Origin of the sequence: Streptomyces sp. NPDC051636, from assembly GCF_044453765.1 — a bacterium.
Lineage (GTDB): Bacteria > Actinomycetota > Actinomycetes > Streptomycetales > Streptomycetaceae > Streptomyces.
On record NZ_JBITDA010000033.1, the window covers coordinates 1 to 13,785 of the forward strand.

The following is a 13,785-nucleotide window of genomic DNA, read 5'->3' on the forward strand; positions in this document are numbered from 1 at the left end:
GGCCGAGGTGGGCCTTCCCTTGGGTGGGCTGCGTCGCGGGCCGGGGTGTGGGGGCGCGGTCGCGTCTCGCCTGCACGCCGGGTGGGTTTGGCGGCATGGGGGTGAGTGGGGGGTGGGGGTTGGGTGCGCGCTGGGTGGGTGGGGGTATGCCGGGCGGGTTTAGCGGCTTGCGGCCGGTGGGAGTGGCGGCATGGGGTGAGTGGGGGTAGGGGCTGGGTGCGCGCTGGGCGGGTTGGGGCACGCCGGGCCGGCTAAACGGCGAGCGGTCAGTGGGAGGTGGCGGTGGCATCCGGTCGGTGGCGGCACGCCCGGCGGGGATGGCGCTTGCGGGCGGTGGCGGCACGCCGGGTGGGGGCGGCGGCTTGCGGTGAGCGATCGAGGTCGCCTCCGCGATGATTGGCGGACGGTCCGGCGTCCCCAATCCCGGCAAATCCGGCACAGAGGTGGTGAGTGGCGGATTTGGGCCATGCCGATCCTCGCCCACCTGCACTTTGTCGTCCCGCCCCGGCCCCAATCCTCCTATTGCTCGGCGACCGTGGCTGGTGAGCCCCACCCACCGGCCGTGAGCCGCCGGGCTGTCCAGGCGTGCCCCTCTCATCCAGCGCGCCCATCCACCACTTACCGTGAGCCGCCGGGCTGTCCAGGCGTGCCCCTCTCATCCAGCGCGCCCAACCCCCACCCCCACTCACCGATCGCCGCCACTCCCACCCGGCGTCCGGGCGAGACGCGACCGCGCCCCACCCACCGGCCGCAAGCCGCTAAACCCGCCCGGCGTGCCCCAACCCGCCGGACGCGCACCCAACCCCCACCCCCACTCACCGATCGCCGCCACTCCCACCCGGCGTGCAGGCGAGACGCGACCGCGCCCCTCCCACCGGCCGCAAGCCGCTAAACCCGCCCGGTGTGCCCCCACCCACCCAGCGCGCACCCCACCCCCACCCCCCACTCACCCCCATGCCGCCACTCCCACCCGGCGTGCAGGCGAGACGCGACCGCGCCCCCACACCCCGGCCCGCGACGCAGCCCACCCAGGGGAAGACCCACCTCGGCCCCCCGCTCTCCCCGGGCCGCCCGCACGCTTCTCCCCCGTGCTGGAGCGAGCCGAGTCAAGGGTGGCCCGCAGGGCCATCGCCGCAGGCGACGCGAGAGCGCAGCGCAGCGGAGCGGAAGCGCCCTTTACTCGGCTCGCGCAAGCACGACACTGACAAAGAAGCGGGCGGCCCCCACGGCAACCATCTCAACAGGGCCCAGCCTCAGCACCCACCCCACACCCGGCCCACCCCACACCCCACCCAAGGGAACACCCACCAAGCCCCCGCGCTCTCAACGCCGGGTCCGGCATCACGACACTGACAAAGAAGCGGGCGGCCCCCACGGCAACCATCTCAACAGGGCCCAGCCTCAGCACCCACCCCACACCCGGCCCACCCCACACCCCACCCAAGGGAACACCCACCAAGCCCCCGCGCTCTCAACGCCGGGTCCGGCATCACGACACTGGCAAAGAAGCGGGCGCCCTCCACGGCAACCACCCCACCCACAGCCCAGCCGCAGGACCCCACCCCACCCACAGCCCAGCCCTCAGCCCGGACCCCGCAACCCGCAACCCGCTCCCACTCAGTCGCGGGGAAACTCCTCCGTCTTGAGGGCGCGGCCGACCACCGTGTCGGTGAGGTCCATGTCGTCGCCGAAGTCCACCTTCGTCTCGGTCGCGTAGTCGTCGCCCTTGGGGTGGGTGTAGAGGTGGCAGCGGCGCTGGTAGGGGTCGGCCACGAGGTACACGGGGACCTCGGCCTTGGCGTAGGCGCTCTTCTTCGGGCCGTAGTCGTTGGCGGCGGTGCCCTTGGAGATGACCTCGGCGACGAACTCGACGTCCTCGTACCGACAGCGGCCTTCTTCCGTCTTGACGGCGCCTTCGGCCATCACCGTCACGTCGGTCGCGAACCCGTTGAGGTGGCCCGGGTGGCGACATGAAGACGGTCCCCTCGACGATCTCGACCTTGTATTCCTCGGGGACGGGCATCTTCTCGAGCCGCTCGAACATCTCGTCCAGCGTGCTCGTGTGGTCGCTCTCGGCCATCGCGATCCTGTCTTCGAGGACGGTCATCGTGGCGCTCCTCCTCGGCTGCCCCCGTACGAGTGCAGCCGCGCAGTACAACGATATGCACGGTCACCAGGACGCGAAGGAGCCCGCGAAGGAGTACAAGAAGAAGCCCTCTGAGGAGCCCGCACAGGACCCCACGCAGGAGCCCAAAGACACGGGGAGTATCAGTCCTGCGAGGAGTACTCGCCCCCGACCCCCCACCCCTCCCGCATCGCCCCCGCGAACGCCCCCGCCAGCTTCCGCTCCCCGCTCTCGTTCGGGTGGGTGCCGTCGTACGTGTCGGTGTGGATGTCGTACGACTCCGGGATCGACGCCAGCAGCAGCGGCGACGTCGGCTCGTCCAGGTCCGCCGCCGTCTTGGCCAGCAACTCGTTGAACCGGGCCACCTCGTCCGCGAAGGCCCCCTCCGCCTCCGCCCGGATGTTCGGGATCACCGGCAGCAGTACCATCCGTACCCGCGGCTTCGCCTCCCGTGCCTGCGCCACGAAGCGTCGTACGTTCTGAGCCGTCTGCTCGGCGTTCGTGTAGAAACCCAGGTCGATCAGGCCCAGGGACACCAGCAGTACGTCCGCCCGGCTGGACCGCACCGCCTCGCCGATCAGTGGCGTCAGGTGGGCCCAGCCCTCGCCCCAGCCGGCCAGGTGGGCGCGGGGGAAGTCGGGGTCGGCGTAGGCGTACGAGGTCGGGGTGTCCGTCGACTTGTCGTAGAGCGTCTCGCGTGGGCCGACGAACGTGAAGGGGCCGCCGTACGTGGCACACAGGTGCTGCCACAGCCGGTACCGCCATGTGTGCTCGCCCGCGCTGCCGATCGTCATGGAGTCACCGACGGGCATGAACCTAAGCATCCGCTCATGATGGACGATCACGGGAGCCGGTGGGGTGTGAGGCCCACCACGCCCCCTCAATGGCGCAGCGGGATGGCAGGCTTGGGGCCATGCGCCGATCGCTCGCCCTGCTCGCCGGGGTCCTGCTCACGGGTGTGCTCACCGCGCCCGCCTCCGCCGCCGACGGCGACCAGGGGTTCACCATCAAGGATCCCCGGATCACCGAGTCCAGCGGCCTCGCCGCCTCCCGTCTCCACCCCGGGATCTACTGGACGCACAACGACAGCGACGACGGCCCGTACCTCTACGCCGTGGACAGCGGGACCGGGAAGACCGTCGCCACGGTGACCATGGAGGGCGTCGGCTCGCCGCGGGACGTCGAGGCCATCTCCATCGGGCCCGGCAACCAGATCTACGTCGGGGACATCGGCGACAACTTCGGCGGCAAGTGGTCCTACGTCTGGATCTACCGGTTGCCCGAGCCCAAGGTGCTGCAGGACCAGACCGTCCGGGCCACGCAGTACGTCGTCAAGTACGCGAACGGACCCCGGGACGCCGAGTCGCTCCTCGTCCACCCGAAGACCGGGCACGTGTACATCATCGACAAGAAGGAGGACGGCGGACATCTGTACGAGGGCCCGGCCAAGCTCTCCTCCTCCGGCACCAACATCTTCGAGCCCGTCGCCACCATCGACCTGTGGGCGACGGACGCGGCCTTCTCGCCCAACGGCCGGCAGCTCGCGGTACGCGGCTACCTCGGCGGCATCTACTACGACTGGAACAGCGGGAAGATCAAGCGCAAGGGGCGGCTGGACATGCCGCTGGGGCAGGGCGAGTCCGTCACCTACTCGCCCGACGGGACCAAGCTGATGTACGGCAGTGAGGGCGCCGGCAGTTCCGTGCAGGCGCAGGACGTCCCCGATGGCGCCTCGTCCGGCACGTCTCCTTCCGGCAACGGCAGTTCCGCGTCCGGCGGGAGCGGGGGCAGCGGTGCCTCCACCGACGGCTTCAAGGTCGGCGCCGTCGCCGTCGCCGCGGGAGTCGTCGCCCTCTTCGGGCTGCGCAGGCTTCGGCGCCGGGGCTGAGGCGGACACCGGCCGGATGTCCTGACGTGAGCATGGGCTCAGTCTCCTGGATGGTACGCGGTCCATGAGAGCGCTCCCTTGTACGGGCCGCGGATCACGGCCGTCAACGCCGACCACAACGGGTCACTCGCCGCGGGCGGTTCGGCGAGCTTCGGCTTCGGGGGTGCGCCCGGTGGCGGGGGAGCGCCCACCGTGAGTCGCAGCGCGACATGAGAGAAGGGCGCCCGGTGATCACCGGGCGCCCTTCACGTCGTGCCGTCGTCGTGCCGCCGGCGACTACAGCTTCTCGATCACGTAGTCGACGCACTTCGTCAGCGCCTCGACGTCCGCCGGGTCGACCGCCGGGAACATGGCGATGCGCAGCTGGTTGCGGCCGAGCTTGCGGTACGGCTCGGTATCGACGATGCCGTTGGCGCGCAGCACCTTGGCGACGGCCGCCGCGTCGATCTCGTCGGAGAAGTCGATCGTGCCGATGACCTGGGAGCGCTTGGCCGGGTCGGAGACGAACGGGGTCGCGTACTTCGACTCCTCCGCCCAGCTGTACAGGCGGGTCGAGGAGTCCTTCGTGCGGGCCGTGGACCAGGCGAGGCCGCCCTGGCCGTTGAGCCACTCCAACTGCTGGTTCAGCAGGAAGACGGTGGCGAGGGCCGGGGTGTTGTACGTCTGGTTCTTGCGGGAGTTGTCGATCGCCGTCGGCAGGGAGAAGAACTCCGGGACGTGGCGGCCGCTCGCGTGGATGCGCTCGGCGCGCTCGATCGCGGCCGGGGAGAAGACGCCGATCCACAGCCCGCCGTCGGAGGCGAAGGATTTCTGCGGGGCGAAGTAGTAGACGTCGGTCTCGGCGATGTCGACCGGCAGGCCGCCGGCGCCGCTCGTCGCGTCCACGAGCACCAGCGCGCCCTCGTCGGCACCGGCCACGCGCTTGAGCGGCATGGCGACACCGGTGGAGGTCTCGTTGTGCGTGAAGGCGTACACGTCGACGCCCGCCTCGGCCTGTGCCTGCGGGTGCGTGCCCGGGTCGGCGGAGATCACCGTGGGCTCGGCCAGCCAGGGGGCGAGCTTGGCGGCCTTGGCGAACTTGGAGGAGAACTCGCCGAAGCTGAGGTGCTGCGACTTGTTCTCGATCAGGCCGTGGGTGGCGATGTCCCAGAACGCGGTCGAGCCGCCGTTGCCGAGGATGACCTCGTACCCGTCAGGGAGCTGGAACAGCTCGGAGATGCCCTCACGGACCTGGCCGACCAGGTTCTTCACCGGGGCCTGGCGGTGGGACGTACCGAGCAGGGACGTACCGGTGGCGGCCAGCGCCTCCAGCGCCTCCACCCGCACCTTGGAGGGACCCGCGCCGAACCGACCGTCCGCGGGCTTGATGTCAGCAGGAATCTGGATCTCAGCCACGAAGCGAGGTTAGCGGCTGGGGGAAACCTGGGCGAAACGTGGTCCGTCCGGTGAGACGGCGTTTCTCCCGGCGTGGGCCGAGGGGCTGATTGAGTGGTCCCATGACAGAGCTCGAAGCGGAGCTGCGTGCCGCCGTCCGCGGCGAGGTCGGGTTCGACGTCACCTCCCGCGCGCTGGTCACCATGGACGCGTCGAACTACCGGCGGATCCCGCTGGGCGTGGTGGCCCCCAGGGACGCCGACGACGTGGCGGCGGTGCTCGAGGTGTGCCGGGCCCGCGGGGTGCCGGTGGTGGCACGCGGCGGGGGTACGTCGATCGCGGGGCAGGCTACGGGTACGGGCGTGGTGCTGGACTTCACCCGGTACATGAACCGGCTGCTGGAGCTCGACCCCGGCTCCCGTACGGCGGTCGTCCAGCCGGGCCTGGTCCTGGACCGGCTCCAGGAGGCGGCGGCCCCGCACGGCCTGCGCTTCGGCCCGGATCCCTCCACCCACAGCCGGTGCACGCTCGGCGGGATGATCGGCAACAACTCGTGCGGCTCGCACTCGGTGGCCTGGGGGACCACGGCGGACAGCGTCCGGGAACTGGACGTACTCACGGCGCGCGGGCAGCGGCTGCGGCTCGGCAAGGGCTGGTCCGGGGCGCCGGACGGCCTGCGCGCCCTGGTGGAGGGGGAGCTGGCCCGCCTGCGCACCGGCTTCCCGGAGCTGCCCCGCCGTATCTCCGGGTACGCGCTGGACGCCCTGCTCCCCGAGAAGGGTGCCGACGTCGCCCGCTCCTTCTGCGGCTCGGAGGGGACGCTCGGCGTGCTCACGGAGGCGGTCGTCCGGCTGGTCGAGGCACCACGCGCGCGTGCGCTCGCCGTACTGGGTTACGCCGGCGAGAGCGCCGCCGCGGACGCCGCCGCCGGCCTGCTGCCGCACCGCCCGCTGACCGTGGAGGGCATGGCCGCCGACCTGGTGCCGAGTGCGGCCGGGCTGCCCGGGGGCGCCGCCTGGCTGTTCGTGGAGACCGGCGGCGGGACGCCGCAGGAGGCACGCGCGCGTGCGGAGGCGATCGTCCGCGCCGCCGACGTCGTGGACGCCCTCGTGGTGACCGAGGACGCCGCCCAGCGGGCCCTGTGGCGCATCCGCGAGGACGCGTCCGGCACGGCCACCCGGATGCCTGACGGCAGCGAGGCCTGGCCCGGCTGGGAGGACTGCGCGGTACCGCCCGCCCGGCTCGGCGCCTACCTGCGCGACTTCCGGACCCTGCTGTCCGCCCACGGCCTGCGCGGCACGCCGTACGGCCACTTCGGGGACGGCTGCATCCACGTCCGTATCGACTTCGACCTGCTCACCGAGGCGGGCATCGGCCGTTTCCGCCGTTTCTCCGAGGAGCTCGCCGGCCTGGTGGTGAGCCACGGCGGCTCGCTGTCCGGGGAGCACGGCGACGGGCAGGCCCGCGCCGAGCTGCTGCCCCGCATGTACGGCGACGAACTGGTGGCCCTCTTCCAGCGCGCCAAGGGCATCTGGGACCCCGACGACCTGCTCAACCCGGGCATGCTGGTCCGCCCGGCACCGCTGGACACCAACCTCCGCTTCTCCCCCCTGCCGCGCCGCCCCGTCGACGTGGCCTTCGGCTACCCGGCCGACGGCGGCGACTTCACCGCCGCGGTGCGCCGGTGCGTCGGGGTGGCGAAGTGCCGTACGACGGTGACGTCGGGCCCCGCCGTCATGTGCCCGTCGTTCCGGGCGACCGGCGAGGAGGCGCACTCCACGCGCGGGCGGGCCCGGCTGCTGCACGAGATGCTCGCGGGCGAGCTGGTCACCGACGGATGGCGCTCCACCGAGGTCCGGGACGCGCTGGACCTGTGCCTGTCCTGCAAGGGCTGCCGCTCCGACTGCCCGGTCGAGGTGGACATGGCCACGTACAAGGCGGAGTTCCTGCACCACCACTACCGGGGGCGGCGCCGCCCGGCCGCCCACTACACGATGGGCCGGCTGCCGCTGTGGCTGCGCTGGGCCGCCCGGACGCGCACCGCGCCGCTGCTCAACGCCCTCGTCGGGGTACGGCCCCTCGCGCGGGTGGCCCGGCTGCTGGGCGGGATCGCGGCCGAGCGGGGGATTCCGCCGGTGGCGGGGGAGACGTTCAGCCGGTGGTGGAGGCTTCGCAAGGGCGGGGTCACCGGCACCGGACCTCTCGTCGCCCTGTGGCCGGACACCTTCACCGAGCACCTCTCGCCCTCCGTGGGCCGGGCGGCCGTACGCGTGCTGGAGGCGGCCGGGCTCAGGGTGGCGCCGGCTCCGCGGGGCTGCTGCGGGCTGACGTACGTCTCCACCGGCCAGCTCGACCACGCCCGCAGGGTCATGCGCCGCACCCTCGACCTGATGGACCCGGTCCTGCGGGCCTCGGCCCCCGTCGTCGTCCTGGAGCCCAGCTGCGCCGCCGCCCTCCGCGGTGACCTGCCCGAGCTGCTGCACGACGACCCGCGCGCGGCCCGGCTGGCGTCGGCGGTCGTCACCTTCGCGGAGGCGCTGGAGCGGTACGCCCCCGACTGGACCCCGCCGCCCGTGAACCGCCCGGCCGTCGGCCAGACCCACTGCCACCAGCACGCGGTCCTCGGCGACCGCCCCGACCGCCGGCTGCGCGCGGCAGCGGGCCTGACCGGCGAACTGAGTGGCGGCTGCTGCGGGCTCGCGGGCAACTTCGGCTTCGAGAAAGGCCACTTCGAGGTGTCGAAGGCGTGCGCGGAGGAACAGCTGCTGCCGTCGGTACGGCAGGCGCCGGAGGACGCGGTGGTGCTGGCGGACGGCTTCTCGTGCCGTACACAGCTGGAGCAGCTGGGCGGAGTGCGGGGGCGGCATCTGGCGGAGGTGCTGGCCGAAGCCCTGGAGGCGGTTGAAAAGGACGGGAGTTGAGCCGGCCGGTGCACGAGGATGCTCGCATGCCTCTCGACCGCGTAGCCGTCCTCTCCGACATCCACGGCGTCCTCCCCGCTCTGGAAGCCGTCCTCGCCGAGCCCGAGGTGGCCGCCGCCGACCGCATCGTGCTGACCGGGGACATCGCGGCCGGTCCGCAGCCGGCCGAGGTGATCGAGCTGCTGCGGGAGCAGGGCGAACGGGTGCTGTGGGTTGCGGGCAACGCCGACCGCGAACTGGTCGAGTACCGGCGGGGCGACCGGGAGGAGATCCCCGACCCGATCGGCCCGTTCGCGGCCGGCCGGCTCCGTGCGGAGCAGGTGGACTTCCTGGCCGCCCTCCCCACCACGCTCACCCTCGACGTCCGGGGCTTCGGCAAGGTCCTGTTCTGCCACGCCACGCCCCGCGACGACGAGGAGATCGTCCTGGTCGACTCCCGGCTCGACCGGTGGGAGGAGGTCTTCGCGGGCCTGGACGCCGACGTGCGCACGGTGGTGTGCGGCCACACCCACATGCCGTACGTCCGCCTCGCCCACGGCCGCCTGGTCGTCAACCCGGGCAGCGTCGGCATGCCGTACGGCCGCGCGGGCGCCCACTGGTGTCTGCTCGGGCCGGGGACCGACCTGCGGGTGACGCCGTACGACGTACCGGCGGCCGTCGCCCGTCTGGTCGCGGAGTGCCACTACCCCGGCATCACGGAGTGGGCCGACTACTTCCTGCACGCCCGTGCGACGGACGCGGAGGTATTGCGGGCGTGGGGGCCACGGGACGGCAGGACGGCTTCGTAGGCTGACGCGATCAGCCACCCCCTCGAAGGAGCCGCGCATGACCCTCACCCTTCGGCCGATCACCCGTGCGGAGCACCTGGCGTTCGTAGCGACCCGCCCGTCGGTGAGCCACATGCAGCTCCCGTCCTGGGGTGACGTGAAGCCCGACTGGCAGGCGGAGAGCCTGGGTTGGTTCGACGCGGAGGGGCGGATCGCCGGGGTGGGGCTGGTGCTGCTGCGGCCGCTGCCGAAGCTGAAGCGGTATCTGGCGTACCTGCCGGAGGGCCCGGTCATCGACTGGCACGCGCCCGACCTGGAACGCTGGCTGGACCCGCTGCCGGCGTATCTGAAGGGGCGGGGGGCCTTCTCGGTGAAGATGGGCCCGCCCGTCGTCGTACGCCGCTGGAACGCGGACGCGGTGAAGGCGGCGATCGCCGACCCGGAGGCGCGAAGACTGCGGGACGCGGAGGCGACGGCGTGCGAGCCGGCCGCCTTGGACCTCGCGGAACGGCTGCGCCGTATGGGCTGGCGGCAGACCGAGCCGGGCGGTGAGGACGGCTTCGCGGCCGGGCAGCCCCGGTACGTCTGCCAAGTCCCCTTCGGCGGGCGCTCGCTGGAGGACATCCACCGGGGCCTGAACCAGCAGTGGCGGCGCAACATCAAGAAGGCGGAGAAGGCCGGCGTGAAGGTCGTGCGCGGCGGCTACGAGGACCTGCCCGCCTTCCACACGCTGTACGCCGAGACCGCCGAACGCGACCGCTTCGTCCCGCGCCCGCTGCCCTACTTCCAGCGCATGTGGACCGCGCTCACCGCCGAACACCCCGACCGCATGCGGCTCTACCTCGCCCAGCACGAGGGCGACCTCCTCGCCGCCGCCACCATGATCACCGTCGGCACCCACGTCTGGTACTCCTACGGCGCCTCCACCAGCCGCAAGCGCGAGACGCAGCCCAGCAACGCGATGCAGTGGCGCATGATGACCGACGCCCACGAACTCGGAGCCGCCGTCTACGACTTCCGGGGCATCACCGACACCCTGGAGGAGTCCGACCACCTCCTCGGCCTGCTCCGCTTCAAGGTCGGGGCGGGCGGCGAGGCCGTGGAGTACCTGGGCGAGTGGGATTTCCCGCTGAACCGGCTGCTGCACAAGGCACTTGACGTCTACATGGCCCGACGCTGAGGGCCGTTCTCAGGCTTTTCCAAGAAACCCCCGGTTTCTCAAAGCAACTCCCAGCTTCTCCCAGGGAATTCACAGCGCTCCTTTGCCATTTTTGCCTCTCCGGAACATGGGAAGCGTGTAGGTTTCTCGGTGTCGGAATCCGGACGCGGAATCCGGACGCGGAATTCAGCACCTCGAGTACAGTGCGACACAAAGGAGTCGGAAATGAGCCTCAAGAAGCTCGCCCCGCTGCCCCCGAAGTCGAAGCAGCTGCCGCCCCCGCCCAAGCCGAAGCCCAAGAGGAAGCACCACCAGGCGCCGGCCCCCAAGCCGCTGCCCGGCCAGCACCGCTGAACCGGCCTGTCCGGCTGATGGAGCGATAAAGAAAAAGGGGGTCGATGGTGCACCGTCGACCCCCTTTCTCGATTCGGAGAATTGTGGCCACGGAAAGCGGAAGGGAATTTGAATGGATGTGGATGAGGGCGACGAACTCGAATACGAGGACACCCCCACCATTCCCGCCCGCACCGCATTCCGCCGTTTCTGGCCGCTGGCCAGAGGTCTGCGCCGCCGGCTGCTGATCGTCTGGGTGTGCACGGTGCTCGCCGCGCTCGCCGAGACCGAGGTCATCCTGCTGTTCGGCGACCTCACCGACCACGCCCTGCAGAAGGGGTCGCTGAGCGCGTTCTGGTCCCCGGCCGTCAAGTGGCTGGGCACAGCCGTCGTCGGCGCGGTCGTCGCGTACGCGGGCAACTCCCTCGCCGCCTGGACGACCGAACGCTTCGTGATGCGGCTGCGCGAGCACGTCTTCGACCATGTGCAGCAGTTGCCGCCCCACTTCTTCCAGCGCCACCGCCAGGGCGACCTGCTCTCCCGCCTGACCAGCGACGTCGAGGCGATCGAGACGATGGTCGTGTCGGGGCTGGTCGGCGCCGCCTCGGCGGCCTTCTCCGCCCTGTTCTACGCGGCCGCCGCGTTCTGGCTGCGCTGGGATCTGGCCACCGCCACCTTCGTCCTCGCCCCCCTCTTCTGGCTGGCGGCCCGCCGCTTCTCCGGCGCCATCAAGGACGTCTCACGCGAGGGCCGGGTCGCCGACGGCGCGATCACGTCGGTGGTCGAGGAGTCGCTCGGCAACATCGTGCTCACCCAGGCCTACGACCGCCGGGACGCGGAGCGGCGCCGCCTGAACGAGGAGGCGACGGCCTGGTTCCGCGCCTCGGTCCGCTCGACCCGCCTGAACGAGGCCTACGAGCAGCTGGTGCAGGTCATCGAGACCGTCTGCGTCCTCGCTGTGATCGGCATCGGCGCCTGGGAGATATCCACCGGCCGCATGACCCTCGGCCAGCTCCTCGCCTTCGCCGCCTTCCTCGGCTACCTCTACCCGCCCGTACGCGGCCTGGCCCAGCTCGGCCTCACGGTCACGGCGGCCACCGCGGGCGCCGAGCGGCTCATCGAGATCCTCGACGTGAGGCCGTCGGTCACCGATCCTCGCCCCGGCACGGAGCCCGGCCGCCCCGACGGCACCGTCGAGGTCCGGAACGTCTCCTTCGGCTACCCGGGCACGGAGAAGGCCGCCCTGAAGGACCTCTCCTTCATGGTCAGCCCGGGCGAACTGGTGATCATCACCGGCCCGAGCGGCGCCGGCAAGTCCACGGTCTCCAAACTCCTCCTCCGCTTCTACGACCCGGATGCCGGCGAGCTGCTCCTGGACGGCGCCCCGCTCCGCGACTACCCCCTGTCCCGCCTGCGCGAGTACGTGACCCTGCTCCCCCAGGAGACCCTGGTCCTGCACGACACGGTCCGCGCGAACATCGCCTGCGGCCGCCCCGGCGCCAGCGACCACGCGATCGAGGAGGCGGCGCGGGCGGCCGACGCCCACGAGTTCGTCATCCGCCTCCCCGACGGCTACGACACCAAGGTCGATCCCAACTCCGCCCGACTGTCCGGCGGCCAGCTCCAGCGCCTGGCGATCGCCCGCGCGATCCTGCGCGACGCACCGGTCCTGGTCCTCGACGAACCCACGACCGGCCTCGACGCCATGGCCGCCCGCCGCGTGGTCAAGCCCCTGCGCCGCCTGATGACCGGCCGCACGACCATCATGATCACCCACGACCTCAACCTCGCCCCCGACGCCGACCGCATCCTGGTCGTCGACCGGGGCCGCATCGTGGAGACCGGTCGGCACGAGGAGCTGCTGGCGTGGGGAGGGGCGTATGCGCGGCTGCACCGGTCGCAGAACAACGCGGTGATGGACACCGGGGAGCTGCGGTTGCCGTTGTCGTTCGAGACCGGCCAGGGCTCCTGCGCGCACGGGCAGGAGTACGGGACGGGAGCGGGGTCGGGGACGGAAGCGGAGGCGGGATACGGCTATGACGCGAGCGCTGCCTCCGCCGCTTGTGCCGCTGCCGCGGTCTGGCCCGAGCCTGTGTACGAGCCGGTGCCCGCGCACGACCCCTACGCGACCGTACCCACGGCCCTCCCTGATGGCCGCCCCCTGTTCCGGGACGAGACGGTCCATTACCCTGGACCTGGAAGTACATCGTGATGCACGATCGTTGATCCGTACCAGCGTCAGGACCGCCAGTGAGCACCTCCCGCGCCGCCACGCCGTCGTCCCCGCCCGCCACTCCGACCGGGGGCAATGGGTCAACTCCGGGCGGCGGCGGGCCCCGCCGCTTCGGCTCGTCCGGCTCACTGGGGCCGGTCGGGCTGGTCCTGGCGGGTGGCGTCTCCGTGCAGTTCGGTGGCGCGCTCGCCGTGACCCTGATGCCCCGGGCGGGCGCGCTCGGCGTGGTGACGCTGCGGCTGCTGGCGGCGGCGCTGATCCTGCTGCTGGTCTGCCGCCCCCGGCTGCGCGGCCACTCGCGCACCGACTGGGGGACGGCGATCGTCTTCGGCATCACGATGGGCACGATGAACGGCCTCTTCTACGAGGCGGTGGCCCGGATCCCGCTGGGACCGGCGGTGACCCTGGAGGTACTGGGCCCGCTGACCCTCTCGGTGCTGGCGTCCCGCCGCGCGATCAACGCGGTCTGGGCGGGGCTGGCCCTCCTCGGCGTCTTCCTGCTCGGCGGTGGCGGCTTCAGCGACCTCGACGCCGTCGGGGTCGCCTTCGCGCTGGGGGCGGGGGCGATGTGGGCGGCGTACATCGTCTTCAGCGCCCGTACGGGCCGCCGCTTCCCGCAGGCGGACGGGCTGGCGCTGGCCGTGGCGGTGGCCGCGCTGCTGTGCCTGCCGGTGGGCATCGCCGAGTCGGGCGGCAGACTCCTCGACCCCACGACCATCGCCCTGGGCTCGGCGGTCGCGATCCTCTCCTCCGTCCTCCCCTACACCCTCGAACTCCTCGCCCTCCGCCGCCTCCCCGCCTCCACCTTCGCCGTCCTCATGAGCCTCGAACCGGCGATCGCGGCAACGGCCGGTTTCATGATCCTTGACCAGACCCTCTCCCTCACACAGGCTGCCGCGATCACCCTGGTCATCGCCGCGAGCATGGGGGCGGTGCGGACGCAGGCGGGGCGGGGGTCGGTCGGGTAGGCGTTCCCTTGGGAGGG

Annotated in this window: 9 protein-coding genes and 1 pseudogene; 7 read left to right on the plus strand and 3 right to left on the minus strand. The window is 71.9% G+C overall.

The genetic code is table 11. The features are described from left to right. Positions 1 to 1,617: 1,617 nt before the first annotated feature. A pseudogene (locus ACIBBH_RS36720) lies at positions 1,618 to 2,107 on the minus strand (Uma2 family endonuclease). Between the two features lie 161 nt (positions 2,108 to 2,268). Continuing rightward, complete coding sequence (locus ACIBBH_RS36725; protein WP_399412318.1) at positions 2,269 to 2,949, minus strand: SGNH/GDSL hydrolase family protein; 681 nt, start codon at positions 2,947 to 2,949, stop codon at positions 2,269 to 2,271. An 89-nt stretch (positions 2,950 to 3,038) separates the two neighbouring features. On the opposite strand from ACIBBH_RS36725, the gene ACIBBH_RS36730 reads away from it, so the two are divergent. After that, positions 3,039 to 4,013, plus strand: a complete 975-nt coding sequence (locus tag ACIBBH_RS36730; protein WP_399412319.1) for a WD40 repeat domain-containing protein — start codon at positions 3,039 to 3,041, stop codon at positions 4,011 to 4,013. 276 nt (positions 4,014 to 4,289) lie between these two features. Here the strand turns inward: ACIBBH_RS36730 and serC are convergent, their stop codons facing one another. Beyond that, positions 4,290 to 5,408: a phosphoserine transaminase gene (gene serC / locus ACIBBH_RS36735; RefSeq protein WP_399412321.1), complete on the minus strand. Its 1,119-nt coding sequence runs from the start codon at positions 5,406 to 5,408 to the stop codon at positions 4,290 to 4,292. A 101-nt stretch (positions 5,409 to 5,509) separates the two neighbouring features. On the opposite strand from serC, the gene ACIBBH_RS36740 reads away from it, so the two are divergent. From ACIBBH_RS36740 to ACIBBH_RS36765, 6 genes are all read left to right on the plus strand, one after another. Beyond that, positions 5,510 to 8,308 carry an FAD-binding and (Fe-S)-binding domain-containing protein gene (locus tag ACIBBH_RS36740; RefSeq protein ID WP_399412324.1) on the plus strand — a complete coding sequence of 933 codons (2,799 nt, stop codon included), beginning with the start codon at positions 5,510 to 5,512 and terminating at the stop codon, positions 8,306 to 8,308. Positions 8,309 to 8,334: 26 nt separating this feature from the next. Then, positions 8,335 to 9,096 (plus strand): metallophosphoesterase family protein, encoded by a 762-nt coding sequence (locus ACIBBH_RS36745; protein WP_399412325.1) that lies wholly within the window; start codon positions 8,335 to 8,337, stop codon positions 9,094 to 9,096. Positions 9,097 to 9,133: 37 nt separating this feature from the next. Further along, positions 9,134 to 10,255, plus strand: a complete 1,122-nt coding sequence (locus ACIBBH_RS36750; protein ID WP_399412327.1) for a lipid II:glycine glycyltransferase FemX — start codon at positions 9,134 to 9,136, stop codon at positions 10,253 to 10,255. A 204-nt stretch (positions 10,256 to 10,459) separates the two neighbouring features. Next, a complete protein-coding gene (locus tag ACIBBH_RS36755; RefSeq protein ID WP_399412329.1) occupies positions 10,460 to 10,588 on the plus strand; it encodes a hypothetical protein in 129 nt (42 codons plus the stop codon). A 112-nt stretch (positions 10,589 to 10,700) separates the two neighbouring features. Then, positions 10,701 to 12,779, plus strand: coding sequence for an ABC transporter ATP-binding protein (locus tag ACIBBH_RS36760; protein ID WP_399412331.1), 2,079 nt, complete (start codon positions 10,701 to 10,703; stop codon positions 12,777 to 12,779). A gap of 38 nt (positions 12,780 to 12,817) precedes the next feature. Next, on the plus strand, positions 12,818 to 13,768 hold the full coding sequence (locus ACIBBH_RS36765; RefSeq protein WP_399412333.1) for an EamA family transporter: 951 nt from the start codon (positions 12,818 to 12,820) through the stop codon (positions 13,766 to 13,768). Positions 13,769 to 13,785: the final 17 nt, after the last annotated feature.

What these genes read in the sequence shown, in the direction of transcription:
- ACIBBH_RS36725 (WP_399412318.1), bottom strand. Translation starts at nt 2,949, where the DNA reads ATGCTTAGGTTCATGCCCGTCGGTGACTCCATGACGATCGGCAGCGCG.
- ACIBBH_RS36730 (WP_399412319.1), top strand. Translation starts at nt 3,039, where the DNA reads ATGCGCCGATCGCTCGCCCTGCTCGCCGGGGTCCTGCTCACGGGTGTG.
- ACIBBH_RS36740 (WP_399412324.1), top strand. Translation starts at nt 5,510, where the DNA reads ATGACAGAGCTCGAAGCGGAGCTGCGTGCCGCCGTCCGCGGCGAGGTC.
- ACIBBH_RS36745 (WP_399412325.1), top strand. Translation starts at nt 8,335, where the DNA reads ATGCCTCTCGACCGCGTAGCCGTCCTCTCCGACATCCACGGCGTCCTC.
- ACIBBH_RS36750 (WP_399412327.1), top strand. Translation starts at nt 9,134, where the DNA reads ATGACCCTCACCCTTCGGCCGATCACCCGTGCGGAGCACCTGGCGTTC.
- ACIBBH_RS36755 (WP_399412329.1), top strand. Translation starts at nt 10,460, where the DNA reads ATGAGCCTCAAGAAGCTCGCCCCGCTGCCCCCGAAGTCGAAGCAGCTG.
- ACIBBH_RS36760 (WP_399412331.1), top strand. Translation starts at nt 10,701, where the DNA reads ATGGATGTGGATGAGGGCGACGAACTCGAATACGAGGACACCCCCACC.